The sequence below is a fragment of the Streptantibioticus cattleyicolor NRRL 8057 = DSM 46488 genome, assembly GCF_000240165.1.
GTDB lineage: Bacteria > Actinomycetota > Actinomycetes > Streptomycetales > Streptomycetaceae > Streptantibioticus > Streptantibioticus cattleyicolor.
This window is the reverse complement of the sequence record NC_017585.1, coordinates 1663689-1689467: the sequence shown is the minus strand read 5'-3', so window position 1 is coordinate 1689467 and position 25779 is coordinate 1663689. Positions and strand designations below refer to the sequence as shown.

The 25779-nt window shown below is 71.7% G+C and carries 19 protein-coding genes and 1 pseudogene; 13 read left to right on the top strand and 7 right to left on the bottom strand.

All coding sequences use genetic code 11. The features are described 5' to 3' along the window. Positions 1-718: 718 nt before the first annotated feature. Positions 719-1615, bottom strand: a complete 897-nt coding sequence (locus tag SCATT_RS35050) for an SAM-dependent methyltransferase (protein WP_014627130.1) — start codon at positions 1613-1615, stop codon at positions 719-721. A 721-nt stretch (positions 1616-2336) separates the two neighbouring features. On the opposite strand from SCATT_RS35050, the gene SCATT_RS35045 reads away from it, so the two are divergent. The 6 genes from SCATT_RS35045 to SCATT_RS35020 all read left to right on the top strand — a co-directional run bounded on the left by SCATT_RS35045 (position 2337) and on the right by SCATT_RS35020 (position 10722). Next, a complete protein-coding gene (locus SCATT_RS35045; protein WP_014150574.1) occupies positions 2337-3998 on the top strand; it encodes a ricin-type beta-trefoil lectin domain protein in 1662 nt (553 codons plus the stop codon). Between the two features lie 157 nt (positions 3999-4155). Beyond that, positions 4156-5532, top strand: a complete 1377-nt coding sequence (locus SCATT_RS35040) for a sugar ABC transporter substrate-binding protein (RefSeq protein WP_231904886.1) — start codon at positions 4156-4158, stop codon at positions 5530-5532. Positions 5533-5561: 29 nt separating this feature from the next. Continuing rightward, positions 5562-6548, top strand: coding sequence for a carbohydrate ABC transporter permease (locus tag SCATT_RS35035; RefSeq protein ID WP_014627128.1), 987 nt, complete (start codon positions 5562-5564; stop codon positions 6546-6548). Then, entirely contained in the window at positions 6545-7456 is a 912-nt protein-coding gene (locus SCATT_RS35030) for a carbohydrate ABC transporter permease (RefSeq protein ID WP_014150577.1), read from the top strand. The genes SCATT_RS35035 and SCATT_RS35030 overlap by 4 nt, the downstream gene beginning before the upstream one ends. Before the next feature lie 80 nt (positions 7457-7536). Beyond that, positions 7537-9585 carry a glycoside hydrolase family 2 protein gene (locus SCATT_RS35025; protein WP_014150578.1) on the top strand — a complete coding sequence of 683 codons (2049 nt, stop codon included), beginning with the start codon at positions 7537-7539 and terminating at the stop codon, positions 9583-9585. 120 nt (positions 9586-9705) lie between these two features. Next, positions 9706-10722, top strand: coding sequence for a LacI family DNA-binding transcriptional regulator (locus tag SCATT_RS35020; RefSeq protein ID WP_014150579.1), 1017 nt, complete (start codon positions 9706-9708; stop codon positions 10720-10722). A 10-nt stretch (positions 10723-10732) separates the two neighbouring features. Here SCATT_RS35020 and SCATT_RS35015 read toward each other — a convergent pair whose 3' ends face one another. Together SCATT_RS35015 and SCATT_RS40665 are read right to left on the bottom strand one after the other, a co-directional pair. After that, a complete protein-coding gene (locus SCATT_RS35015; protein WP_014150580.1) occupies positions 10733-12292 on the bottom strand; it encodes a helix-turn-helix domain-containing protein in 1560 nt (519 codons plus the stop codon). Continuing rightward, positions 12289-12972, bottom strand: coding sequence for an ATP-binding protein (locus tag SCATT_RS40665; protein ID WP_014150581.1), 684 nt, complete (start codon positions 12970-12972; stop codon positions 12289-12291). The genes SCATT_RS35015 and SCATT_RS40665 overlap by 4 nt, the downstream gene beginning before the upstream one ends. A gap of 318 nt (positions 12973-13290) precedes the next feature. On the opposite strand from SCATT_RS40665, the gene SCATT_RS35005 reads away from it, so the two are divergent. The 4 genes from SCATT_RS35005 to SCATT_RS40170 all read left to right on the top strand — a co-directional run bounded on the left by SCATT_RS35005 (position 13291) and on the right by SCATT_RS40170 (position 17009). Continuing rightward, positions 13291-14205, top strand: coding sequence for an MBL fold metallo-hydrolase (locus SCATT_RS35005; protein WP_014150582.1), 915 nt, complete (start codon positions 13291-13293; stop codon positions 14203-14205). Between the two features lie 22 nt (positions 14206-14227). After that, positions 14228-15718 carry a carboxylesterase/lipase family protein gene (locus SCATT_RS35000; protein WP_014150583.1) on the top strand — a complete coding sequence of 497 codons (1491 nt, stop codon included), beginning with the start codon at positions 14228-14230 and terminating at the stop codon, positions 15716-15718. 43 nt (positions 15719-15761) lie between these two features. Beyond that, positions 15762-16145, top strand: a complete 384-nt coding sequence (locus tag SCATT_RS34995; protein WP_014150584.1) for a RidA family protein — start codon at positions 15762-15764, stop codon at positions 16143-16145. 249 nt (positions 16146-16394) lie between these two features. Then, positions 16395-17009: a hypothetical protein gene (locus SCATT_RS40170; RefSeq protein WP_014150585.1), complete on the top strand. Its 615-nt coding sequence runs from the start codon at positions 16395-16397 to the stop codon at positions 17007-17009. 106 nt (positions 17010-17115) lie between these two features. Here the strand turns inward: SCATT_RS40170 and SCATT_RS34985 are convergent, their stop codons facing one another. Continuing rightward, a complete protein-coding gene (locus SCATT_RS34985; protein ID WP_014150586.1) occupies positions 17116-17610 on the bottom strand; it encodes a GNAT family N-acetyltransferase in 495 nt (164 codons plus the stop codon). 508 nt (positions 17611-18118) lie between these two features. Between SCATT_RS34985 and SCATT_RS34980 the strand changes: the two genes are divergently transcribed. Beyond that, the gene (locus SCATT_RS34980; RefSeq protein WP_014150588.1) at positions 18119-18370 is read left to right on the top strand and encodes a hypothetical protein; all 252 of its coding nucleotides are present in this window, start codon (positions 18119-18121) and stop codon (positions 18368-18370) included. A gap of 354 nt (positions 18371-18724) precedes the next feature. Here the strand turns inward: SCATT_RS34980 and SCATT_RS34975 are convergent, their stop codons facing one another. After that, positions 18725-20221 carry an arabinofuranosidase catalytic domain-containing protein gene (locus SCATT_RS34975; RefSeq protein ID WP_014150589.1) on the bottom strand — a complete coding sequence of 499 codons (1497 nt, stop codon included), beginning with the start codon at positions 20219-20221 and terminating at the stop codon, positions 18725-18727. 450 nt (positions 20222-20671) lie between these two features. Between SCATT_RS34975 and SCATT_RS34970 the strand changes: the two genes are divergently transcribed. After that, complete coding sequence (locus SCATT_RS34970; RefSeq protein WP_014150591.1) at positions 20672-22144, top strand: endo-1,4-beta-xylanase; 1473 nt, start codon at positions 20672-20674, stop codon at positions 22142-22144. A gap of 60 nt (positions 22145-22204) precedes the next feature. Here the strand turns inward: SCATT_RS34970 and SCATT_RS34965 are convergent, their stop codons facing one another. Next, positions 22205-22726, bottom strand: a complete 522-nt coding sequence (locus tag SCATT_RS34965) for a GNAT family N-acetyltransferase (RefSeq protein ID WP_014150592.1) — start codon at positions 22724-22726, stop codon at positions 22205-22207. A 3-nt stretch (positions 22727-22729) separates the two neighbouring features. Between SCATT_RS34965 and SCATT_RS40835 the strand changes: the two are divergent. Beyond that, positions 22730-23287: pseudogene (locus SCATT_RS40835) on the top strand (hypothetical protein); the annotation flags it as partial. A 90-nt stretch (positions 23288-23377) separates the two neighbouring features. Here SCATT_RS40835 and SCATT_RS35770 read toward each other — a convergent pair. Further along, entirely contained in the window at positions 23378-25606 is a 2229-nt protein-coding gene (locus tag SCATT_RS35770) for a putative Ig domain-containing protein (protein ID WP_014150594.1), read from the bottom strand. Positions 25607-25779 lie beyond the last annotated feature (173 nt).

The window sequence follows — 25779 nt, the reverse complement described above, 5'->3', positions numbered from 1 at the left end:
TCGCCCGCTGTGAACGCGGCGGCGACGCTCACGGACCCTTCACCTCCTCGGCTCGCTGCCAGTGTGACGCGGCGGCGGGCGCTCTGCCGCGTGGTGGCGCGCGGCGGCCGACCTGGTCAGGCGCCCGTCACAGTACGCGGCGCGGCCGGCCGCGCGGGCGGGATCACCGGTTCTCCGGACACGTTCCGCCCGGCCTGGCACACTGCCCCCTCCCCGGCCGGCCCGACGGCGCCCGGCGTGCGACCGGAGTTGTCGGACGGGCGCAGCGTCACCGGGCCGGCATCGCCGACGCCCGAGCCGGCTACGACGCCGCCACGAGGTGACGCCCGCGCGTGCCGCCGAGTTCCGGCGGCCCGCTCCGACGGCCCGCCCTGGCCCGGCCCGTCGGCCGAGGTCCGCTCCGGAGGTGCGCCCGCCGGTGCGTCCGGCACTTCTTCCGAGGGGTCGACGGCGTCAGTTGTGGTACGACCACGATCGCGGCCACCCGCACTGGTGCCGGCGGTGATCCCCTGGACGCCCGAGCCCTTCCGGACACCGTGATACGGCCACGTCGCCTCGCGACGCCCGCCAACTCCACAGCGCCGTCAGCCGACTCGACACGCTCAGGAGGCTTCCGCCGCCGTACGACCCGGGCGCGTGGTGACCGACGAAGACCTGGAGTGGGATACGTTCCAGCCGTCGGCTCGGCCTGCGGTGCGGGGGGCCGGAGACCACCGGGTCAGTCCGCCACCCGTGTACCGGTGAAGAGCCAGAGGTCGTTGGCTCCGGGGCGGCCGAACACGTCCGGGATGGCGCGGCCTTCCTCGCGGGCCTCTTCGGCGACGGTCGTGACCTCGTCCGGAGTCCAGTGGTGCGAGGCCAGCCAGTCGCCGGGCTTGTGATCCATGGGGCCGTACTCGAAGGCGCCCACCAACAGGTGCCAGGCCGCCTTCTCCTGTTCGTCCAAGGCGTCGTACCCGACGTCCTCGTTCTCCCAGGAGCGGACGAAGTACTCGCTCACGATCAGGCTGCCGGGCGCGGAAAGGCTCGTCACCTCGGTGAGCACCCGGTCCGCGACATCGGCGGTGAAGTACATCAGCAGCCCCTCGACGACCCAGAGCACGGGCTTCGCGGGGTCGAGGCCCGCGGCGGCCAACGGCCCGGACAGCCCACCTGTCACATCCGCCGCCAAGGCAACCCTGCGGCATGTGGGCACCCTGCCGTTCTTCGCCAGCACCTCGTGCTTGAAGTCCAGTACCGCCGCCCGGTCGACCTCGAAGACCGTGACATCGGCCGGCAGTCCGAGACGGAAGGCGCGGCAGTCCAGCCCCGCGCCGAGGACCACCACCTGCCGGCACCCCGCCGCCACCGCCCGCAGGACGTGCCGGTCGTAGAACAGGGTGCGCTGCGTGAAGCAGAAGCGGAAGGACTCCCAGAGCACGGAGGAACCGTCGTCCCGGGCAGGTCCGAGACGCGGCAGCGGATCGCCCCCGGCCGGTCGCGCCCCGGCGACCGCCGCCACGAAGTCCGCCGCGCACGCGTCGGCGAAGCGGGGCTCCGCCTCCAACGCCTCCTGTGCTCTCCCGTACGCCGTCAGCAGGGCCGTCCAACCCACTCCGGCAGGTATGACGCTCATTCCTGGTTCCATCCCTCTGTTCCGGCCGCACCGTCCATCGCCGGTCATCGACGCGGCCGTTCGCGCGTCGGTGACCGGGGCCCGGGCCGTCGCGCGCTCCCGGCGGCTCCGGTCACGGGAAGTCTAGACCTGGCTGGATCATGCTTGCGCGACCACGAACGATCCCTCCCGCACCATGGTGTCGGCCGTCCGCCTCGCCGACGCGCACGGGGGTACCCGGTGGCGGCACGCGGGTCCCCCGGCCCCCCGTTCGTACCCGGGGTCGGCGTGGACGTGCCGTTGCCGCGGCCGGTCGGCGACTGCCCGCGGCGTGATGGCCATGCCGACCACGCGGAGCTGAACGCCGGTCGTCCGACCGTGGTGCCGGCGGGTCCCGTCACGTTCTCCAGGGTGCCGCGAACCCGGTGGGCCGGCGGCTTCGCGACGCCGCCCGGTCGGGCCCCGGTAGGCTCAGCCTATCGCTCCGAAGGAACCGCAACCGACTTTTTCGGCCACGCCCGTTGTGGAGGCGTGAGATGCCGGGGTAGCCTCCCGCCATTCCTTGCAACGTTGCACAGGCCGGTCCCCAAACCGGTTTTGCAACGTTGCATCGCCTCCACAGCCATCAGTTCAGGACTCCGCCCGACGCGGCGTCAGACGCGTCGTCCGGCACGCCCTCCGACCTTCCCGCACGTTCCTCGATCCCCGCTGTACCTGGCGCCTGTCTGCGAAGGAGCGCTTGATGCACAGGAAAAGAACACCCCGGTGGCTGTCCCGGCCGGGCGCCGTTCTCGCCGCGATCGCCCTGGCCGTCTCCGGCCTGGCGCTCTCCTGGGGTTCCGCCTCGGCCGCGCCGACCACCGGCACGCTGTACACGCCGAACATCTCGGCCAACCCCAACGAGGACGCGAGCTATCCGCGAGTGATCCGGCTGGAACACAGCGGCAGTTCCAACGGCACCCTGCTCGCCACCTTCGCCCACTCCGGCGTCGCCGGCACCAAGGCGAACTTCCCGATCTACAGCTCGACCGACGGCGGCAACCACTGGACCGCCTCGCCGATCGGGACCGTCACCGACACCGTGCACGGCTGGGACCTGGACGGGCCGACGCTCTACGAACTCCCGCAGGCCGAGGGGTCGCTGCCGGCCGGGACCCTGCTGGCCTCGGGTACGGCGTGGAACCACGGCGACTACACCCAGCAGTCCGTCGAGGTGTTCGTCAGCACCGACCACGGCGCCACCTGGTCGTACCGCAGCTCCTGCGCCAGTGAGTCGGGGACCGCGAACACCATCGGACACGGCATCTGGGAGCCGGAGTTCACCGTGGCGTCCAACGGCAGCCTGGTGTGCTTCTTCTCCGACGAGCGGCCGTCTTCGCAGAGCTACAACCAGGTGGTCGCCCACGTCGTGAGCACCGACGGCGGCGCCACCTGGGGCAACGAGGTGTACGACGTCGCCGTGCAGGACGGCGTGCAGCGGCCCGGCATGGCCTCGGTCGTCAAGCTGCCGAACGGCTCGTACGCCATGGCCTACGAGGACTGCAAGGCGGGATACGACCCCGACACCGCGTGTTCGGTGTACGTCAAGACGTCACCGGACGGGCTGGGTTGGACGCCCGGCAGCCTCGGCAACCTGGCGCAGACCGCGGACGGCCGCCACTTCCTGCACACCCCGCAACTGGCCTGGAGCCCTTCCGGCGGTGCCAACGGCACCCTGCTGCTCTCCGGCCAGCGCGTGGTCTACGGGAACGACGGCGCCATCACCGTCCAGAAGGAGTCCGGCAGCGTCCTGCTGGCCAACACGAATCTGGGCAGCGGCAACTGGACCGAGACCACCGCGCCCGTGGTGGTGGACCCCACCGGCGGCTACGACTCCGGTGAGACGCCGTGCCCCGGGTACAGCTCACCGATCCTGCCGTCCGCCGACGGCTCCACGGTCCTGTACATGGCCGGCACCCACCTGAGCAACGGCAAGTGCGAGGTGCGTTTCGGCATCGACGTGACCCCCGGGCCCACCGGTCACATCACCGGCCCCGGCACCACCGGCAAGTGCCTGGACGTGGACACCAACACCTCGACCAGCGGCAACAAGGTCCAGCTGTGGGACTGCAACAGCACGGCCATCCCGGGCCAGCAGTGGTCGGTGGAGTCCGACGGCACCGTGCGCGCCTTCGGCAAGTGCCTGGACATCACGGGCAACGGCACGGCGAACTTCACGCCGGTCCAGCTGTGGGACTGCGGAACCGCCGGCGGCCAGAAGTGGGTCCACCAGGCCAACGGCTCGCTGCTGAACCCGCAGTCCGGACGCTGCCTTGACGACCCGCAGGCCAAGACCGACAACGGCACCCAGCTGCAGATCTACGACTGCAACGGGCTGTTCACCCAGGTGTGGAACCTCCCGTAGCCCCACCCGTGCGGTGCCCCGCTCGCCGGGGCACCGCACGCCGCCCCCTCGGCCGTCCCGGGCGGGACCGACCGTGACCAACCAACCCGTTACAGCGTTGCAAGCCGCTGGCCGGCGCCGTGCAACGTCGCATTGCGCACCATGGAGGACTCAGGTGATGAGCGAGATGCCCGCGGACGAGGCAGACAGAGGTCGCCCGCGCGGCCGGCGCCGCCGGTGGGCCACGGCGACCGGAGCGGCGGTGCTGGCGACCGTCGTCCTGGTCGCGTGCGGCAGCATCGGCGACGACACCGCCGCGTCCGGCGGATCCGGCTGCCACGCCGGCGCCACCGGTCTGACGTTCTGGGGCTGGTCGGCCGGGTACGACCTGGTGGTCAAGAAGTTCAACCAGACCCACCCCGACATCTGCGTCAGGCTGGAGAACGCGGGCAACGCGAGCGACGAGTACGTCAAGGTCAACGACGCGCTCAAGGCCAACTCCGGCACCCCGGACGTGGCGCAGATCGAGTACTTCGCGCTGCCGTCCTTCGAGATCACCAAGTCGCTGGTGGACCTGGCCCCGTACGGCGTCGGCGACGCGAGGGCCGACGAGGCCCCCGCCGCGTGGTCACAGGTCACCGAGGGCTCGGCGCAGTACGCGATGCCGGTGGACCTCGGCCCGCTCGGGCTCTACTACAACGCCAAGGTCTTCACCGAGCACGACATCGCGGTGCCCACCACCTGGAGCGCCTTCGCCGCCGCGGCCGACGCCCTGCACGCGGCCGACCCCAAGGCCGCGATCACCAACTTCGACCCCGTCGACGCCCAACCCGTCCTGGCGCTGATGCAGCAGTACGGCGCGTTCCCGTTCACCTACAGCGGCGGCGACACGCTCGGCATCGACTTCACCGGGCCCGCGCAGACCGCCTTCGCCGACCTGTGGCAGGGGATGATCGACAAGAAGGAGGTCACCACCGCCGCCGACTTCTCGCCCGCCCAGTGGGCCAACCTCGACAGCGGCGCCAACGCCGCCCGGATCAGCCCCGCGTGGGGGCCGGTGGGCATGCAGGGCAGCATCAAGAAGACCATCGGCGACTGGCGGGCGGCCCCCATGCCGCAGACCCGGGCCGGCCAGGACCTCGAAGGCAACTGGGGCGGCTCCACGCTGGCCGTGGTCAAGGGCACCGGCCACGCCAAGGAGGCCGCGACCTTCGTCAAGTGGTTCGGCGGCTCCGCCGACGCCTGGCAGATCCTCAGCGGTGATGTCGCCGGCGCGTTCCCCGGCTACCTGCCGCTGCTGAACTCGCCCGCCTTCCAAAGCAGGACGCTGCCGATCTCCGGTACCTCGCAGCCCAACAAGGTCTTCGCCAAGGCGGCGCGGAACACCAGGCCCGCGCAGTGGCCGCCGATCATGACCGCGGTCCTCACCCAGTGGACCTCCGCCTTCGCCGGAGTCACCAAGGGCACCGAGACGCTGGCGGAGGCGTTCAAAGCCTTCCAGCAGCAGATGGTCACGTACGCCAAGGCCCAGGGCTTCACCGTCACCGAGGGCTGAGCAGGGATGAGAAAGGAGGGGACGAGCTCGTGAACCAGAAAACCGCGAACCTCGCGTCGCCGCCGCGCGTGTCCGGCGGCCCCGTGCCCGACGGGCCCGGCGCCCCCGGCCGCGTAGCACCGCGCCGGCCCGCCCGGCGCCGGGCCCGCGGCAGGCAGTGGCCCGGGGCGGTGTTCATCAGTCCGCAGATGCTGGTGCTGGCCCTGTTCATGCTGGTGCCCACGGTCTACGCGGTCTACGAGAGCCTGCAGACCACACGGCTGGTCGGCGGCACGCACTACTCGGGGCTGGCCAACTACGGCACGGTGCTGCACTCCCCCGAGTTCTGGGACGGCGTGCGCCGCGTGCTGGTCTTCACCGTGGTGCAGGTGCCGGTGACGATCGCGCTGGCCTTCTTCTTCGCCGCGCTCTTCGACGCCGGGGTGGTCAAGTACGCCCGCTTCTTCCGCACGGTGTTCTTCATGCCGTTCGCCGTGCCGGGCGTGGTGGCCGCGGTGATGTGGTCCTTCCTGCTGCTGCCGGACTTCGGCCCCTACGCGAAGCTGATGCGCGCCCTCGGCCTCGGGCACGTGGACTTCTTCTCCTCCAAGCTGATCCTGCCGACGATCATCCTCATCGTGATGTGGGAGTGGACCGGCTACAACGTGACCGTCCTGTACACCTCGCTGAAGTCCATCCCGCAGCACATCACCGAAGCGGCCGTCATGGACGGCGCCAGGCTCGGCACCATCATCATGCGCCTGAAGCTGCCGATGGTCCGCCCGACCATCGTCATGCTGTGCTTCCTCAACACGGTCGGCGCGCTCCAGCTGTTCACCGAGCCGTCGATCCTGGCCGCCTTCCAGCCACAGGCCGTCTCGTTCGGCTTCACACCCAGCCTGTACGTCTACAACACCGCCGTGGGCACCAGCGACTACAACCTGGGCGCCGCCGCGGCCGTCGTCCTGGCCCTGATCATCGGCGCCCTGTCGCTGGGCGCCTTCGCGATCCGCAAGCGGGCGGGGGAGTTCCGATGAGCAACCGACGAACCGCCGAGCAGCCGCCCGACACCGTGCCGCTCCACCTGTACGGGCTGCGCCGCGGCACCGTGACCGTACTGACCCTCGTTAGCACCGCGTTCGCGCTGTTCATCCTGGCCCCGGTGGCCTGGCTGGCGATCAACGCGACCAAGACGCAGGCCAACGTCTACGGCACCAACGGCTTCTGGTTCGCCCGGCCGTTCCATCTCTTCCAGAACCTCTCGGCCCTGGGAAGGGATGTCAGCGGCGCCGGGGTGTACCTGCACTGGCTGGGCAACACCCTGCTGTACGCGGGGTGCGCGGCGATCGGCGCGACCCTCTTGTCGGCGATGGCCGGCTACGGCTTCGCCCGCTTCGGTTTCCGTGGCGCCAACGCCTTGTTCTACCTGGTGATGTCGACCCTGCTGGTGCCCATCACCTCCGTGGCCCTGCCGTTGTTCCTGGTGTACGCGAAGGTGGGACTGGTCAACTCGGTGTGGGGCATGATCCTGCCGAGCATGGTCTCCCCGGTCGGCGTCTATCTGATGCGTACCTACATCGACTCCTCCGTGCCCCGCGACCTGATCGACGCGGCCCGTATGGACGGTGCGGGCGAGATCCGCATCTTCGTGCGGATCGTGCTGCCGCTGACCGTGCCCGGGCTGGTCACCGTGGTGTTGCTGACCGTCGTCGCGGTGTGGAACAACTACTTCCTGCCGCTGATCGTCTTCAACCGCAGCAGCCTGTATCCGCTGACCGTCGGCCTGTCCTCGCTGTCGCACGCGGCCGAGACCGGCTCCAAGGCCGAGCTGGTCCCCGTCCTGATCGCGGGCGGTCTGGTCACCGTCCTTCCGCTGATCCTGCTCTTCCTGTTCCTGGAGAAGTACTTCCGGGGCGGGGCCCTGCAAGGCAGCACCACCGGCTGAACCACCGCGCGGCCGGCCCCGGCAGCCGCGCCCCGTGCCGCCGCGAGCGGCGTCCGAACCATCCATCTTGGAGAACACGAGTGACCTCGGTCCGCCCCGAATACCCCCGTCCCCACTTCGACCGCTCCCACGCCTGGCAATCCCTCAACGGCACCTGGGACTTCGCCCCCGACCCGCGGGGCACCGCGCTGCCGGAGGATCTGGCCCACGACACGCGGTGGCCGCAGCGGATCACCGTGCCGTTCGCCTGGGAGACCGAGGCGTCCGGCGTCGCCACGCACTGGCTGGAGCACGGCTGGTACCGGCGCACCCTGACCGTCCCCGCGGCGTGGCAGGGCCTGCGCGTGGTGCTGCACTTCGGCGCCGTCCACCATCACGCCCGGGTGTGGGTCGACGGCACCGAGGTCGGTGAACACGAGGGCGGCTACACCCCGTTCGAGTTCGACATCACCGACGCGCTCGCCGGACGCACCACCGCCACCCTGCTCGTCCACGTCCACGCGCCGATCGACAAGCGGGAGATCGTCCACGGCAAGCAGCGCAGCATCCCGCGCGACGACTACGACGACTGCGCGTTCACCCCCACCAGCGGCATCTGGCAGCCGGTGTGGCTGGAGGCGCGGCCCGCCACCCACATCGCCTCCGTCGCCCTGGCTCCCTCGCGGGACCTCGACGCCATCACCGCCGACGTCACGCTCGACGGCCCGCACGCCGCCGGCTCGCGGCTGACCGTCCAGGCCACCGGTGGCGAACCGGTGACCGTCGAGGCCCCCGCCGCCGGTCCGGTCCGGGTGACCCTGCCGGTCGCCGCCCCCAGGCTGTGGTCGCCCACCGACCCGTACCTGTACGACGTCACCGTGACGCTGGACTCGGCGGACGGCGCCGACCGGGTGGGCGCGGCCACCGGACTGCGGCGCATCGAGGTCAGCGGTGACACGCTGCTGCTCAACGGTGAACGCCTCTACGTGCGCGGAGTGCTGGACCAGGGCTACTGGCCGCGCACCGGCCTGACGGCCCCCGACGACGAGGCGTTCATCACCGACCTGGAGCTGGCCCGGGAAGCCGGCTTCAACCTGGTCCGCAAGCACCTGAAGCTGGAGGACCCGCGCTTCCTGCACCACGCCGACCGGCTCGGCATGCTGGTGTGGGCGGAGCCCGCCTCCACCGGCGTGTACAGCGAGCAGGCCGCGGCCCGCTTCGACGCGCAGATAGAGCCGATGGTCGCCCGCGACGGCAACCACCCCAGCATCGTCATCTGGGGCCTGTACAACGAGGAATGGGGCCTGGACTGGGACGTCCCCGGCGACCCGGCCAAGCAGCAGGCCGTCCGCCGCGCCTACGACCTGCTCAAGAGCCTGGACGCCACCCGTCCCGTGGTCGACAACTCCGGATGGACGCACGTGGCCACCGACCTCGTCGACTGGCACATCTACGACGAGACCCCGGCCGGCTGGTCCGCCAAGGTCCGGGCCCTGCTGGCCGACGGCGAGACGAGCTTCCCGGTGGGTCTGGGCGGCGGGCGCGTCGTGCGCAAGCTCGTCATGGCCGACGGCAGCCCCGCCGTCGGCGTCCCCAACCTCAACAGCGAGTTCGGCGGCGGCAAAACGAGTGTCGAACGCGGCTGGAACCAGCGCTGGCAGACCCAGGAACTGCGCCGCCACGACGGGCTCTCCGGCTACGTGTGGACCGAGCTGTACGACATCGAGCACGAGATGGCCGGCATCTACGCCTTCGACCGGACCCTGAAGGACGGCGGCTCCAACCCGGCCGCCCACGCCAACGCCGACACCGTACTCGTCGTGGACGTCGAGCCCGTCGCGCCCGGCCGGGACCTCCTGGTCGGCAGCGACCGCACGGCCGCCTTCGACGTACACGTCTCCCACCACGGCCCCGAACCGGTGGAGGTCACCCTGGCCACCGTGTGGGGACCCCAACTCGGCTCGGCCGACGACCCGGCACCCGGCACCGGTCACACCCCGGTCACCGTGCACCCCTACCAACTCAGCGAACCCGTCCACGTCTCCGAAAGCCTGCCGGACGGCCTCGGCGCGGCGCGGCTGCACCTGCTGGCCCTCGCCGAGGACGGCCACGTGATCGCCCGTACGTGCGTGGACGTCGCCGACAGGTGAGAAGACACGGGGCGCCGGGGCCCGCAGCGGGGCCCCGGCGCCGGCATCACCCGTGACGGACACTCAATAAGCTGTTGCCCTCCCGGCTCGGCCGAGCCACACAGGCCCGAAAGGACCACGATGGCCACCACCCGACTGCGTGATGTCGCCGCCCGCGCCGGCGTGTCGATCCGCACGGTGTCCAATGTCGTCAACGGGTACGCGCAGGTCTCCGACGAGACCCGGCGGCGGGTGGAGGAGGCGGTGGCCGAACTCGGCTACCGCCCCAACCTGCTGGCCCGTAACCTCAAGCGCGGACGCACCGGGCTGCTCGCGCTGGTCGTCCCCGAACTGGACGTGCCGTACTTCTCCGAGCTGGCCCGCTTCGTCATCGCCGAGGGCCGCCGGTACGGCTACACCGTCGTGGTCGACCAGACCGACGGCGAACCGGAGCGTGAACGGGAACTGATCATGCGCGGGGCCAGCGCCGCCCTCTTCGACGGCGTCATCCTCAGCCCGCTGTCGCTCTCCCAGGCCGACCTCGCGCGGCGTGACGGGTCCGAGCCGCTGGTGCTGCTCGGTGAGCGCATCGCCGACAGCCCCTACGACCACGTCGCCATCGACAACGTCACCGCCGCGTGCACCGCCACCGAGCACCTGCTCGGCCTCGGCCGCCGGCGGATCGCCGCGGTCGGCGACCAGCCCTACGACACGGGCGAAACCGCCCAACTGCGCACCCGTGGCTACCGCGACGCGCACGCCGCCCGCGGGCTGCCCGTCGACGACTCCCTGATCGTGCCCACCGCCCGCTTCCACCGCTCCGACGGCGCCGCGGCGATGGCGGACCTGCTCAACCATCCCGACGGCCCGCCCGACGCGGTCTTCTGCTACAACGACCTGCTCGCCGAAGGAGCCATCCGCACCCTGCTCACCCGGGGCCTGCGTGTTCCCCAGGACGTCGCCGTCGTCGGCTTCGACGACATCGAGACCGGCCTCTACAGCACCCCGACCCTGACCACCGTCTCGCCGGACAAGGCCGCCATCGCCCGCCTCGCCGTCCAGCGCCTCATCGGCCGCCTCACCGACGGCCCCGACGAGCCGCCCGCCGAACTGTGGGCCCCCCACCACCTGGCCGTCCGCGAGAGCACCACGGGCTGACACCATCGGCTCAGGTCCGGGCACCGGTGCCCGACAGGGTGCCTTCGACGACGTCGCGCAGTTGTGACCGGGCGGTGATGCCCAGTTTGGGGAAGACCCGGTAGAGGTGGGAGCCGACCGTGCGCGGGGAGAGGAAGAGTCTCTCCCCGATCTCACGGTTCGTCAGGCCGCGGGCGGCGAGCTGGACGATGTGCTGTTGCTGAGGGCTGAGTCGGGTGAAGGCACTGGGCGCCACGCCCACATCGCCCTCGATGCCGGCGGCTCGCAGTTCTGCCGTCGCCCGCTCGGTCCATGGCCGCGCGCCGAGTCGTCGGAAGGTGTCGAGCGCCGCGGTGAGCAGTGGGCGGGCCTCGGCGACGCGGCGTTGTCTTCTGAGCCACTCCCCGTAGTCCAGGCGTGTCTGCGCCCGCTCGAACGGCCGTTGCTCGCCCATCTCATCCACCAGCGCGGCCTGGAAGTACGGTTCCGCCTGCTCCGGTGGGGCGAGCAGGGCGCGGCCCCGGTCGAGCAGTGCGGTGATCCGTGCCGACGCGCCGGTGCCCAGGCGCCGGGCCGACCGCTCCAGCAGTCCGGCGGCGTCCTCCCGTCGGCCCCGGCGGACGGCCGCCGCGGCGAGTTCGGCCAGGACGGTGGAGGAGACGTGGTAGTGCACCGGATCGCCGTCGTCGGTGAAGGCTGAACGGAACTGCGGGTACGCGGTGTCGTAGTCGCCCTCGGCCACGGCGGCCAGGCCGAGGGCCCGGCGTGCGAAGACCGCGACGGAGCGGCTTTCCAGCGGGTCGACGAGGGCCAGCGCCCGTTCGGCGCCCCGGCGCGCGCCGGCCGGATCGCCGAGCAGCGCGAGCACCGTCGCGTCGAGCGCGTGCGCGCACGCCTCGGCGTGGTCCAGCCCGGCCGCCGACGCCACCGCCGCGACCTCGGCGGCCACCGAACGGGCCTCGGCCCACCGGCCCTGCTCCAGCAGCGCCCAGCCGACGGCGCATCCCAGTCCGTCCGGCAGCGGGCCACGGGCCTGCCACCGGTCGAACGCCTCGGCGAAGGTCCTGGTGGCGAGGGCGGTCAGGTCCAGGAGCCAGGCCACGACGGCGAGGGCGGTCAGGCGGCCGGCGTCGTCCTCGGCCTCGGCGATCAGCCCGGGCAGTGCCGGGGCGAGCGCGGCACCCGCCCCGTTGGGATCGGAGACGGCCAGCGCCCAGGCGCGCAGGGCACCCGCGCCGGGGGCGTCCGGCACGGCGGCGAGCAGGGCCTCGATCTGCTGTCGCGGGGACTCCTCGCCCGAGTAGTAGCGGACCACCGCGGTCGCGGCGAGCGCGTCCAGCAGGCGGGGCGAGCGGGCGGCTGCGGCCTCGTGCGCGACGCGGGTCAGCAGGGCGAGGGCCGCCGCGTGGGGCCGGCGCAGGGCCATGAGCTGCCCGACGGCCAGCGAGGCCCCGCCGATCAGTGCCGGGTCGTCGGTGCGCTCGCGGACCTCGGCGGCCAGGTGTTCCACCCAGCCGAGCTGGCCGGTGAAGACGGCCGTGGCGGCGGCCTCGGTCAGCAGCCGGGCCTGCTCCGCGCGGCGTGGGCTCAACTCGGCGGCGCGCTGCAGGGCGGCGGCAGCGGCTGCCGGTCGAGCAGCCGGTTCGCCGCCGCACCGTCCAGCGGACCGACCTCCAGGCGCTCGTATCCGTTGTCGAACCCGGGCAGCGGGGCCGCTGCGCGCACACCCACCAGCAGCGTGACGGGTTCGCTGTCCATGCGCCGGGCCACGAAGGAGAGGACGTCCAGCGACGCGCGGTCCAGCCACTGGGCGTCGTCGGCCACCACGAGCAGCGGCGCCGGCTCCGCCAGATCCGACACCAGGGTGAGAACGGCCAGACCGACGAGCATGCCATCGGAGGCCTCGGCGGATTCGTCCAGCCCCAGGACGGTCCGGAGCGCGGAACGCTGCCGCGACGGCAGGCCGTCCAGCTCGCCGAGGACCGGACGCAACAACTGATGAAGCCCCGCGAACCCGAGCTTCGCCTCGGACTCGGTGCCGACCGCGCGCAGCACCCGACCGCCCTCACGCCGCGCGCGGTCGGCCGCGAAGTCCAGCAGCACGCTCTTGCCGGCCCCGGGGTCGCCCGTGAGGATCAGCACCTCGCCGTGGGACCGGCCGGCGGCGAGCCGCCGCACGAAGTCCGCGGTCTCGGCTTCCCGTCCCACCATCGGCAGTTCGAGATCGTCGACCGGGCGCTCGTTCCGCCGAGCGCTTCCGATGTCTTTCACGGTGCTCCAGTGTCTTTCGGGGTGCTCCAGGAATCGAGGTTGCTCGGACGGACCGACCGCGAGGTCAACGGTCACACCGTCCGGGATATTCCGACGGCGGACGGGTCCCGGGCGCATCACGGTCCCGCCACGTCCCGCGCTGCCTCCACGGTGCAGTCACCTGACGCATACCGCGGCACGCCCCACGCGACACACCATGGTGCGGCACGGGCGTCCACGGGGCGCGGCGCCCCGTACCCGACATGAGCGGCCGCTCGTCCGCGTCCCGCCCGCACCCGCGCTCCGGGCACGCCGGAAGCGATCGAACTGGAGAGAATCGTGGACACCATCACCCTGGGCGACGTCACGCTGACCCGGGTCCGGGAGTACTTCGGTCCCGTCGACATGACGCCCGAGGCGTTCTTCCCCGAGAGTCCGGCGGAGGCGTGGGAGGCGCACCGTTCCTGGCTGGAGCCGGACTTCGTGAACCCGGAGACCCGGATCGTCAACTCGGCCATCCAGACCTGGGTGCTGCGCAGCGAGGGCCGGACCATCCTGGTCGACACCGGTGTCGGCAACCACAAGGACCGCCCGTACGCACCGGTGTGGAACCGGCTCGACACCGACTTCCTGGACAACCTCGCCCGCGCCGGGGTCCGCCCCGAGGACGTCGACATCGTGGTCAACACGCACCTGCACATCGACCACGTCGGCTGGAACACCTACCTCGACGGCCGGACCTGGGTTCCGACGTTCCCCAACGCCACCTACCTCATGCCCAAGGCGGACTTCGACTTCTGGAACCCCGCCAACGGACACAAGCCGCTGCTCGGCCGCGGCAACCAGAACGTCTTCGAAGACAGCGTCGCCCCCGTCCACCAGGCCGGCCGCACCGAGTTGTGGGAGGGCAGCCACCGCATCGACACCAACCTGCGGCTCGACCTCGCGCCCGGCCACACCCCGGGCTCGTCGGTTCTCACGCTGGAATCCGGATGCGACCGGGCCCTGTTCGTCGGCGGCCTGCTGCACAACCCGGTCCAGATCCACGAGCCCGACTCCAACAGCTGCTTCTGCGAGGACCCCGCCGAAGCCCGCACCACCCGCCGCAGGCTCCTGGGCTGGGCCGCCGACCACAACGCCCTCGTCGTCCCCGCGCACCTGGGCGGTCACGGCGCCGCCGAAGTCGTCCGCGAGAGAGGGAGGTTCGCCGTCAAGGGCTGGGCGCCCTTCGCCCCGTACACCGAGCAGGTCTGAGCCCCCGCGGAAAGGCACCGCTGTGAACCACCACCCCGACCCCGTCGTCACCACCGCTCAAGGGGCCGTCCGCGGTCTGCGCCGAGGCGCCCCCCTCACCTTCCTGAACATCCCCTACGCCGCCCCGCCCCGCGGCGCCGGCCGGTTCGCTCCGCCGCGCCCGCACGAGCGGTGGGACGGCGTACGGGACGCCACCGTGCCGGGGCCCAACGCCCCGCAGTCCGAACGCAAACTCGGCAACGTGGACATGACCCCCTACTTCGGCGCCGGTTGGAGCCGTGGGGAGGACTACCTCACCGTCAACGTCTTCGCGCCCGCCGCCGGCGGTGAGGGCCTGCCGGTGATGGTGTTCGTCCACGGCGGCGGGTTCGTCGCCGGATCGACGCGGTCGGCCCTGTACGACGGCTTCGCCTTCGCCCGCGACGGTGTCGTCCTCGTCACCCACAACTACCGGCTGGGCGTCGCCGGGTTCCTGGACATCCCCGGCGCGCCCGCCAACCGCGGTCTGCTCGACGTGGTCGCCGCGCTGCGCTGGGTGCGGGAGAACATCGCCGCCTTCGGTGGTGACCCGGGCAACGTCACGCTCTTCGGCCAGTCGGCCGAGGCGACCATCGTCGGCGGTGTCCTCGCCACCCCTGAGGCCACCGGCCTGTTCCGCCGGGCGATCGCGCAGAGCGGCAGCGGCCTGGGAGCGTTCACATCCCAGCAGGCGGCCCGCGTCACCAGGGCGGCGGCCGTGGCCCTGGGCATCGAGCCCACCCTCGACGCCTTCGCGGACGTCCCCGACGAGCGCCTGGTCGAGTCGGCCTCCCGGCTCGCGGGCATCGACCTGCGCACCGCGACCCACCGCGACCCGCTGATCGGACTGAGCCCCTTCAGCCTCGTCCTCGACACCCAGCCCGCCGAATCCGTCGCCACCGGCCTGAGCGCCGACGTCGACCTGCTCGTCGGCACCAACACCGAGGAGGGAAACCTCTACCTGGTCCCGGTGGGCACCTACGCCACCTCGACCGCCGCCGACGTCGACGCGATCGCGGCGCGCTCCCACCCCGATCCGGCACGACTCGTCGCCGCCTACCGCGAGTCACGCCCCGAGGCGTCCTTCGCGGAACTGCGCTCCGCCATCATGGGCGACGCGCTCTTCGGTGCGGGCAGCCGTGCTCTGGCCGACGCCCACGCGGCCCACTCGGGGTCCGCCACCCACGCCTACGAGTTCGCCTGGCGCTCGCACGCCCTGGACGGACAACTCGGCGCGACGCACGCCGTCGAGCTGCCCTTCGTCTTCGATCTGGCGGACCGGCCCGAGCTGACCGGCCCCAACGCCCTTCTCGGCCCCGGCGTACCCCCCGCGGACCTCGCCACCCGCATGCACAACGCCTGGGTCCGGTTCGCCACGACCGGCGACCCCGGCTGGCACCCGTACGACACCGACCGCAGGGCCACCATGCGCATCGACACCGAGTGGACCCAGGTCGACGACCCCCGCAGCCGGGAACGACAGGCCTGGAGCTGACCGCTCCCGCCTGTCGTGCCCGCCCACCCCTCCGAGGAACACCATGACCACAACCGTCGTCACCACCGACAACGCACCCTCCCTGCCGGCCCCGCTGTCCCAGGGCATCCGCAAGGGGCCCGTCCTACAGGTCTCCGGGCAGCTCCCACTCGACCCGGCCACCGGCGCGATCGTCGGCACCACGGTCACCGAGCAGACCGCACAAGCCCTGCGCAACGTCACCGCCGTGCTCAAGGCGGCCGGCGCGAACCTGGCAGACGTCGTCATGCTCCGCGTCCACCTCACCGACCCCGCGCATCCGGCCGCGATGAACGACGCGTACGCGGCATCCGTCGGCGAACCCTTCCCCGCCCGCACCACCGTCTACATGCGACTCCCGCCGGGACTGCTCGTGGAGGTCGACGCCCTGGCGGTGCTGGACGACTGACCAGGACGTCCGGTCGCCCGAGGGGGACGTGCGTCCGACGGGATGGACGGCGGGCCTGGCGGAGCGCCCGGCCCGTGGGCGACCTGACCGGTCACCGGTGGTCCAGGGGACGCGGAGCCGGCGGCGACAGCTGTGGGACGCCTTCCCCGAGCGGCGTCGGGCGGACCTGGGTACCGGGTCGCCCGAAGCGGATGACCCCGCCGCGGGCGCCCAGTTGGGCCCCGAACGGTCGGTTCGCGCGCGGATGCCGTGGCGGTGTTGCCGCTCGGCGAGAACGCCGGGCGGTCCGGCACCGTCGCCGCACTGCGGTTCGCCGGTGCGCGGATCACCGGCCGCCCGGACCTGACCGGAGCGGGGATCCGCCACGCGTTCCGGCTCGACGGCTGCGGGCTGGAGCAGCCGGTGAGCCCGTGCGTCGCGTTCTCGTCCCGTCAGCGAGGGGGAATATCCGCATCCCGTGACGCCTTGCTGGTGATCATGCGCATCTTCCGTACCTACGCCCGCGCCTACGCCGACGACCTCGATGCGGTGCTGGCACCGCTCACCACGGTTACGGGTGAGCCGGTCAGCACCCGCTTCACGATGCCGAACGGCTTGGAGTTGGCCACGGTCGGCCAGCTTCTGGTGGTGGCGGGCGATGAGCGGGCGCTGGAGCCCTACAGGGCGACGGTGGCCACGCTCATCATCGACGACCTGGACGATTGCCAGGCGTTGCTGAACCGGACCGGAGCGCGGATCGTGCGCGGTCCGCAGGCCGTTCCCACGGGCAGGAACCTGACTGCCGAGCTGCCAGGTGGCGTCCAGATCGAATACGTGGAATGGGACGACGCCCAGTGGGAACGTGCCGGTGGCCGACCGGCATAGGGACTCTCCTTCCCGAGTCCGGCGCCGGTGAGGCATCCGTCGCTGAGAGGGCCGCGGGTCATCAACGGTGGCCGCGGCCTTCCCTCGACTCCCTCGCCCTGTGCGACTACGGCACGAGGTCGCGTTGATACCAGGTGCCTGGCTTCCCACCGAGGTGGGCCGGGTCGGCCGGGCCGACGGGGACGAACCCGGCTTCGGTCAGCACCTTCTGGGACGCGACGTTCTGGCTGGTGGTGGCTGCCCGCAGGGTGCGCAGCCCGTGCCGGATCGCCGCCAGTCGGCACAGCTCCCGGACCGTCGCTGTCGCCACGCCACGACCGGCGGCATGCCGCGCGACCCGGTAGCCGAGTTCCGCGGTGTGGTCTTCGATGCGGGCCAAGTTGAACCTGCCGAGCACCGAGCCGTCCTCGGCGACGAGCACGTAGCAGGCGCGGACGCCGGTCTCCTGCTCGGCAAGCAGGGCGTTGTACCGGTCGGTGAACTGGTCGAAGAAGTCGTCACCACGGTCGGACACCGAGGTGGCGAAGTAGGCGCGGTTCTCCAGCTCGAAGGCGAGGACCGCCGGGGCATGACCGGCGTGCAGCCGCTTCAACTCGGGCATGGCCCGACCTTAGCCAGGTTTCGCGCCGTGGCCGCCTGGGTTTCCGCCGGAGGCGGACACCTCAAGCCCAAGGCGCGTATCGCTCCACGGCTGAAGTACCGACCCGGTCCCTGCTCGGGTCGTCGCCGGCACAGGGATACGTCGTTGGCGCTCACATCCGGGCGCGACCCCGGCCCGCGCAGCGCCAAGCGGGCGAGCGGGCGAGCGGGCGAGCGGGCGAGCGGCTGGGTGATCGCCAGGCCGGTGGTCGGCATCCGGCTGCGGGACAGGTGTTCGGGTCCGGTGCCCCGGACGCCGATGCGCACCCGCCCCCGGCCGCGCCCCGCAGCCTCCGCGCACGCGGGCCGCTGACGCGCCGGAAGCGGTGGCGGCTGCGGCTGCCGCTGCGCCGGGAACGCGTCCCTGTCGCACCGGCCACGCCCCGGTCGGGCCCGCTGCCCGGTACACAGCCGCGGTTGTGCACCCCGCCCCGGCATGCCGACCGGCGCGGCGCGGGCAGGATCACGGCATGGCAGACCCGTACTTCCGTATCGCCGACGCCGCGATCGCCTGTGCCTTCCAGGACGATGGCGAGGGGATCGCCGCGTTGCTGGAGCCGCTTACGCCCGTCGAGGTCAAGAAGGTCGTCGGCCGCCTGGCGGTCCGCACGGCGGAGGCGATGACCGAATGGGGCGAGCAGGCCGGCCTGACCCGCGAGCAGTGCTGCGGGGTGTGGCAGGCCGCCCTCCTGCGTGGACAGTTGCTCGACGAACAGGCGTGACAACGGTCGCTCTCCCGTGGCCCTTTGAGCGCGCAGCGTAGCGGGGGCGCGTACGTCCACCGGTGCACGTACGCGGTGCGGCTGGACGCCCCGGGCACGCGACACTCGGTGAATGCGGTGGCCCGGGGTTGTGTTCCAAGGTCCGCAGCCCTCAGCGCCCGATGAGGTGTCTCGGCGCGACGGGCCGCACGACCGTGCGGTCGGGGACCGGCAGCCGGTGCCGCGAACCCATCGCTGGTGACCGCCACTGCCGCGGACACCGCCCCGATTCCGCAGTGTCCGCGGCGTGTTGTCCTGCGGGACGGCCTGCGGGCGTCTCGCCACGGCACCGTACCCGTCAGGGCGTCGGCCGGGTCAGCCGAGGGTCCATTGCTGGTTGGTGTGGCCGGTGCACGTCCACAGCTGGGCCAGGGCGCCGTCGGCGGTGGAGGCGCCGGTGACGTCGAGGCACAGGCCGGACTGGACGCCGGTGACGGTGCCGTCGGCGTTGAAGCGCCACTGCTGGTTGGCCTGGCCGTTGCAGGGCCAGGTGACCACCTTGGTACCAGGGACGGCGCCCTGCCCCTGGGCGTCCAGGCACAGTTGGCCGCCGCCCCCGTACACGGTCAACTGGCCGGACGGGGTACGGGTCCACAACTGATTCGCACCACCCCAGCAACCGTAGACCTGCACCTGGGTACCCGCCGCGGTCGAACCACCCGGCACGTCAAGACACTTGCCCGCACCCACCGCACGCAACTCACCCGTGGTCGCACCGGTACGGCTGGTGGTGTATCCGGCAGCCGTGATGTTGGCCTGGACGGCGTTCTCGGTGGCGTCGGAGGGGTAGCCGGAGGTCATCACGCCCTCGTAGAAGGTGCCGGTGGCGCCGTTGCTGTTGTCGCCGCCGATGCCGAGGATGATGGCGCCTTCCTTGTGCATGGGGTTGTAGCCCGCGACGTCGGGGCGTGGTCCGCTGTAGAAGGTGGAGAGGCCGCCGGACTGCGCGTTGCCGGCGCGGATCGCCCACTGGTTCGGCTCGCCCTTGACCATGGCGGTCAGGAAACGGTCGTTGACGCTCGGGTCGTTGGCGTTGTAGCCGGCGTGCACCCCGGAGAACAGGCCGTTCTCCTGGTCGGCCATCACCCACGGGCCGTTTCCGGTGCCGTAGCCCCACACCTTGATGTTGCCGAAGTAGACGGCCTCCATGTGGCCGTTGCCGGTGTCGGTGTTGCTGGTCTCGGCGTTGCCGTAGTCGAAGCAGCAGCCGCCGTTGTAGTGGGTGCCGTCGAAGATCGCGTACATGCCTTCGGGCTGGTCGCCGGTGGCGATGCCGTTGGTGTGGTCGTCGCGGTAGCCGGTACCCGGGGCGATGTAGACGCCGTACGCCTGGTGGCCGCCCACGGTGATGGGCGCGGCGGTGGCGTTGGCGAGGTTGTCCGGGCCCGGCGCGGCCCCGCCGCCGGGGGCCTGGGTGAGGTTGTTGCCACGGCCGGACTGGTCGTAGATGACGGTGATGACGCAGGTCGTGCCCGCGCAGAAGGAGTCCTGCGCGGCTGCGTCGGCGTAGCCGCCGGTGCCGAGCACGCCGATGTTCCTGGTCGAGCCGTCGGAGGCGCGCCGGACCTGGTACAGCGGGCCGCCGTACGAGCCGTACAGCGCTCGGGTGGTGGAGTGCGCGGCCACACAGGGCGTGCCCCCGGCGGCGTAGATGTCACACGGTCCCTGGGTGGCGGCCTGGGCCGGGCCGGCGGTGGTCCCGCCGGTGACCAGCCCAGCGAGGACGATGGCCACCGCGGCGCCCACCCGGGCGAGGACGTTGGCGCGGAGCGGCGGCCTACGGAGGCGGTGCCATGGGCGGAGGTTGCTCATCTGGGCTCCCTCGACAGGTGGAATTGTTAGCGCTAACATCGCCACGCCCGACAGATGCCGGTCCGCAGGGGGTGGGGATGCTCCGGGAAGAGACGGTGCCGCCACGGCTGAGTACCTGTCAAGTGTTCGCGCGCACAATGGGGTTGGGGACCAGCCGGAGGGCCGCGGAACAATCCCGCTGTCACACCCGGGATGCGAGCGTCGTCGGCCTCTCTGGTTTCGAAACACCGGCGAACACCTGGAAACTCGCTGCCGCGTATTGACGGCTCCCCCGGATTCCGAGTTCCCTGGCTACCGGAGCACATCTCACCGAGGCCGTTGCCGGGCGGCCTCCGCGGTGCTCCCGTTCCCCGAACCGACGGTGGCATCGCACCGTCATCGCCCGCGCGCCACAACCCGCCGGAGCATCGCGGGTGCGCGCCTTCCCCCGGAACGACCTGGAGGTCGGACATGCCTCTCGGAAGGACCCTGATCAGACTTCACCACGCCTGGGCCTTAGCGGTCGCCCTGGCGCTGGTCCTCGCGACCGGTGCACTGGCCGCGACGACACCGGCCGTCGCGGCCGGCAGCACGTTGAAGGCGGCGGCGGAGTCGGACGGCCGGTATTTCGGCACCGCGCTGACCGACGCCGACCTCGGCGTCACCGGTGAAACCACCGTCGCCGGGACACAGTTCGACATGCTGACCCCCGGCAACGAGATGAAGTGGGACACCACCGAGCCGTCCAACGGCTCGTACAACTTCGGTCCGGGCGACCAGCTCGTACGGTTCGCCCAGGCACACGGCATGCGGGTGCGCGGTCACAACCTGGTCTGGCAGAGCCAGTTGCCCGCCTGGGTGAGGAACTTGCCGCTGAACCAGGTGCGCTCCGCCATGGAGTCGCACATCACCACCGAGGCCACCCACTACAAGGGGCAGGTCTACGCGTGGGACGTGGTCAACGAGCCGTTCAACGCCGACGGCTCCCTCGTCGGGGACGTGTTCTACCAGGCGATGGGGTCCGGTTATCTCGCCGACGCGCTGCGCACCGCGCACGCCGCCGACCCGGGCGCCAAGCTCTACATCAACGACTACGGCATCGAGGGTGAGAACGCGAAGAGCGACGCCCTCTACCGCCTCGCGCAGTCGCTCCTCTCCCAGGGCGTACCGCTGGGCGGCATCGGGTTCGAGAGCCACTTCGTCCTCGGCCAGATCCCCGCCGACATGCGGGCCAACATGGAGCGCTTCGCGAACCTGGGCCTGGACGTGGCCGTCACCGAACTGGACGACCGCGTCCAGCTCCCCGCCTCCGGCTCCGCCCTCCAACAGCAGTCCACCGACTTCGGCGCCGTGGTGCGCGACTGCCTGGCCGTCACCCGCTGCGTGGGCGTGAGCCAGTGGGGCGTGGACGACGCGCACTCCTGGATCCCCGGTGCCTTCCCCGGCTACGGCGCCGCCACCATGTACGACGGCAACGACCAGCCCAAGCCGGCCTACGGCGCGGCGCTCTCCGCGCTGGGCGGATCGAACCCCGGCGGAGGCGGTGGCACCACGGGTGAGTTGCGTGCGGTGGGTGCGGGCAAGTGCCTTGACGTGCCGGGTGGTTCGACCGCGGCAGGTACCCAGGTGCAGATCTACGGCTGCTGGGGCGGTACCAACCAGTTGTGGACCCGTACCCCGTCCGGCCAGTTGACCGTGTACGGGGGCAGTGGCCAGTTGTGCCTGGACGCCCAGGGGCAGGGCGCCGTCCCTGGTACCAAGGTGGTCACCTGGCCCTGCAACGGCCAGGCCAACCAGCAGTGGCGCTTCAACGCCGACGGCACCGTCACCGGCGTCCAGTCCGGCCTGTGCCTCGACGTCACCGGCGCCTCCACCGCCGACGGCGCCCTGGCCCAGCTGTGGACGTGCACCGGCCACACCAACCAGCAATGGACCCTCGGCTGACAGGGACGGCCTGGCGTACGCCGACGACGACACCTCACCCCGCCACCACTCACCCGCACGTCAACGGAGGGTGTAGCGCCAGTCGTTGCTCGGGTGGTGGTGGCCCGGGGGGTACTCGTGCACCACTTCGCCGAGGAAGGCGAAGCCCGTCGCGCGACAGACCGCGTTCGAGGCCGTGTTCGTCACGCGGGGGAAGGCGTGGGCCGCCGGGCGGCGACGCTCCGGCGGGAAGTCGGCCAGGAGGGCGAGGAGAGCGCGGACGGAGGCCGTGGCCCAGCCTTGGCGCTGGTGCTCCGGAAGGACACCCCAGCCCACCTCGAACACCGGCTCCCCCTCGTGTTCCTTCGGGACGAAGGAGACCGTACCCACGGTGTCCCCCGCCGGGCATTCCACGCGGAACACCCGGCCCTCGTGCGGTTCCTCGGCGCTCATCGCCGTCCAGCGGCGGTGACGAGCGACAAGCGCGGTGTCCGATTCCGGGCCACCCAGGTGTGCCGTCATCTCCGGGGTGTTGCGGCGGCGGAGCAGCCAGAGATCATCGTCCGCCCAGGGCTGGAGGCGGACCGGACGTGTGGTGCGCATGAGATGAGGGAACACCCTGGGACGGGCGTTGCGCATCCCGATTTGATGTCGGGTGCCGGTGGAGGTCGGCACGGTCGCCACCGACCGCACCCGACTCGCGCCCGGACGCCTGGCCGACAACGGCTGAACACCCGAACTCACGACGCTCAGGCCCTTCGGTGGGAGAATGCCGCCATGCCTGACGAACCGTTACCCCGTGGCAAGGACACCGCGTCCGCGCGGGAGGAGGACGGCCCCGGGCCCGTGGCGAAGGCGGTCCTCGATGTCCTGCTGGGTATTCTGCTCATCGCGGGTGAAGTGCTGGTGTGGATCATCGTGGAGTTGCGCAACAGCAACGGGTTCCTCTCCGCTCCTTCCCCGTCGCCCTACTGGACCCTGCTGCCGTTCGGTCTCGCCGTGTGCGCCGTGGCCGTCGCCGTGTGGCGGCGGGCCCCGTTGACGGCCGTGGTGCAGGTGCTGTCGGCGCTGGCGTTCCTGGTGGTCTTCTTGACGGCGTTGGGAACGCACCATCCCGCACCCGTTCCCCCGCCGGACCCGGCCTACTCCCCGTGCTACACCGGCAGCGGGACGTGTCACCAGGCCCCGCCCGTGCGGCCGGCCCGCGTGGCTGCCTCGGACAGCCACGCGGGCCGGGGGACGCGCCGCCGGGGTTCAGTTCAGCGTGAGGGCGGTGTCGTCGATGACGAAGGAGGTCTGCAGGGACTGGTCCTCTGTGCCGGTGAAGGTGATCGTGACGGCCTGCCCGGCGAGGGAGGAGACGTCGAGGGTCTTCTGTGTGTAGCCGGTGGCGGCGTCGAGGTTGGAGTAGGTGGCGAGAGTGGTGCCGTTCGCCTTGACGGTGAGGGTGTCGTAGGCGGTCGAGCTGGTCGTCTCGGCGGTGTCGACGTGCAGGTAGAAGCTGAGGGTGGCCTTGCAGCCGGACGGGACGGTGACCGTCTGCGACAGGGTGTCGGTGTGGGCCGAGCCGTAGCCGTCGAGCCAGGCGTCCCATGTGCCGCCGTGGGCCGGCTCGCCTTGCGCGCCGTACTGGCCGATGATGCCCGAGCTGGCGGACCAGATCGTGTCGCCGGACTCGAAGCCCGGGTTGCCGAGCTTCTGGCCGGGGTTGGCGCAGGTGCCGCCGCCGGCCGGGGCGATCGTCCAGGTGAAGGTGGCCGAGCCGGAGGCGTTGGTGTCGTCGGTGGCGGTGACGGTCACCTGGTACGTGCCGGCGGTGGTGGGTGTGCCGGAGATCAGGCCGGTGCCGGAGGCGATGGTCAGGCCGGGCGGCAGACCGGTCGCGCGGTAGGCGAGCGTGGCGGAGGGTGCGGAATCGCTCGCCGTGATCTGGAGGTGCGTCGCGGTTCCGACGGTGCCGGTCTGCGCGCCGGGGTTGGTGACGGTGACGGTGTTGCCGCCGGGCGGTTGGCCGTTGCCGATCGGCAGGCCGCCGGGGGGTGCGTACATGGCCACGTCGAAGGTGCTGCCGCTCGGCGCGGCGGCGACCGGAACGACGGTGACGGCGTTGCCGCCGGCCAGGACGGACGTGGAGATGTAGTCGCCGAACATCCGGCCCTGTGAGGTGTTCGGCAGCCAGGACAGCGTCACGGGGCCGGCGAGTTGGGTGGGCGTCGTCCAGGTGGCGCCGCCGTCCGCGGAGGAGAGGTAGCCGGCGTAGAGCTGGCAGGTGGTGTCGGTGCAGGAGGCGTCGGGATAGTAGTAGTACGTCAGGCCGATGCGTGCGGTGTTGCCCGAGCTGCCGGGGTCCACGCCGATGCCGGGTACGAAGTGGTCGGCGGTGCTGGTGGCGGCGTCGATGGGCACCCGGGCGGGCGCGCTCCACGAGGTTCCGTCCGCCGAGGTCGACATGATGATGTCGTTGCTCGGGCAGCCGGTGCGGAAACGGCAGTCGGACCAGACCACGTACACCGTGCCGGACGCGTCGATCTCGGCGGAGGGCAGCGGCCCTTCACGCAGGGTGTCCCGTGGTGACAGGGCGGCGGCCTCGTCCTCCAGGCCGGCGACCGGGTGGTGCGAGACGGTGGCGATCTGCACGCTGGAACCCCAACTGGCGCCGCCGTCGCTGGAGGTGAAGGACCGCTCGCTGTCCTCGGTGCCCGAGGCGAACGGTACGACGACGGTGCCGTCGGGCCGTACGACCGGCTGCCCGCCCAGTCCGCTCGGGCTGTCGGCCGGGCTCTGCTGCGCGCCCCAGGTCACGCCGCCGTCGACCGATGTCTTCATGTGTTCGGCGTCACCGGCGTTGGCGTCGTCGTACTCGGTGTAGCAGTGGCCGTAGTAGGGGCTGGCCGGGTGGTTGTCGCAGACCGTCCAGTTCTTGTCGTCGAAGGTGCCGGTGGAGACGGTGACCGGGTTGCCCCAGGTGTGACCGCCGTCCGTGGAACGGCTCAGCTCGACGTCGACGGCGTTGCCCGAGCCGATGCCGAGCCAGGAGACCATCCACGCCCCGTCCTTGGCGTCGTAGGCCACGGAGGCGTCGCTCGCGGCGGAGTAGCCTCCGCCGGTGTTCGTGGTGGAGTCGGGCAGGAAGCCGTGCGTCCAGGTCTGCCCGCCGTCGGTGGAGGTCGCCCAGCCGATGTTGGAGGCGCCGCCGCCGTAGACCCGTCCCACCTGGAAGGCGGCGACGACGGTGTTGCCGTAGCTGTAGGTGTCCGGTTCGACCTCGGTGGCGTGCTGGGCCTGCGAGTCGGTGTACGGGTCGGTGCTGACCCGGGTGAGCGAGGTGGCGTGCGGGGCCGTCGGGGCGGGGGCGGCGGACGCGGGGGCGGCGAAGCCGGGGGCGGCGAAGCCGGGGGCGGCGAAGCCGGGGCCGGCCAGCCCCGTCGCCGCGGCCAGCGCCCCGATGAGCAGGCCGGTTCTTCCTCTTGCCAGTCTGGACATGTCTCTCCTGACATGCAAACGGCACCGGTGTCGGCTGCCGGCGGAACAGGACAGCCGGATAGTGGTGCGGTCCCAGCCCGTCGGGAAGGCGACAGCCCTGGCGGGAACCCGACATGGCGCACTTACGCCATGTGGCACCCAGGGATTGCGCGCGGCCGTCCCGGAGGCGACCG

Excerpts from the sequence above, each read along its gene's own strand:
- SCATT_RS34965 (WP_014150592.1), bottom strand. The coding sequence starts at position 22,726 with ATGCGCACCACACGTCCGGTCCGCCTCCAGCCCTGGGCGGACGATGAT.
- SCATT_RS34985 (WP_014150586.1), bottom strand. The coding sequence starts at position 17,610 with ATGCCCGAGTTGAAGCGGCTGCACGCCGGTCATGCCCCGGCGGTCCTC.
- SCATT_RS35770 (WP_014150594.1), bottom strand. The coding sequence starts at position 25,606 with ATGTCCAGACTGGCAAGAGGAAGAACCGGCCTGCTCATCGGGGCGCTG.
- SCATT_RS35050 (WP_014627130.1), bottom strand. The coding sequence starts at position 1,615 with ATGAGCGTCATACCTGCCGGAGTGGGTTGGACGGCCCTGCTGACGGCG.
- SCATT_RS34980 (WP_014150588.1), top strand. The coding sequence starts at position 18,119 with ATGGCAGACCCGTACTTCCGTATCGCCGACGCCGCGATCGCCTGTGCC.
- SCATT_RS34975 (WP_014150589.1), bottom strand. The coding sequence starts at position 20,221 with ATGAGCAACCTCCGCCCATGGCACCGCCTCCGTAGGCCGCCGCTCCGC.
- SCATT_RS35040 (WP_231904886.1), top strand. The coding sequence starts at position 4,156 with ATGAGCGAGATGCCCGCGGACGAGGCAGACAGAGGTCGCCCGCGCGGC.
- SCATT_RS35045 (WP_014150574.1), top strand. The coding sequence starts at position 2,337 with ATGCACAGGAAAAGAACACCCCGGTGGCTGTCCCGGCCGGGCGCCGTT.
- SCATT_RS34970 (WP_014150591.1), top strand. The coding sequence starts at position 20,672 with ATGCCTCTCGGAAGGACCCTGATCAGACTTCACCACGCCTGGGCCTTA.
- SCATT_RS35030 (WP_014150577.1), top strand. The coding sequence starts at position 6,545 with ATGAGCAACCGACGAACCGCCGAGCAGCCGCCCGACACCGTGCCGCTC.
- SCATT_RS35020 (WP_014150579.1), top strand. The coding sequence starts at position 9,706 with ATGGCCACCACCCGACTGCGTGATGTCGCCGCCCGCGCCGGCGTGTCG.
- SCATT_RS34995 (WP_014150584.1), top strand. The coding sequence starts at position 15,762 with ATGACCACAACCGTCGTCACCACCGACAACGCACCCTCCCTGCCGGCC.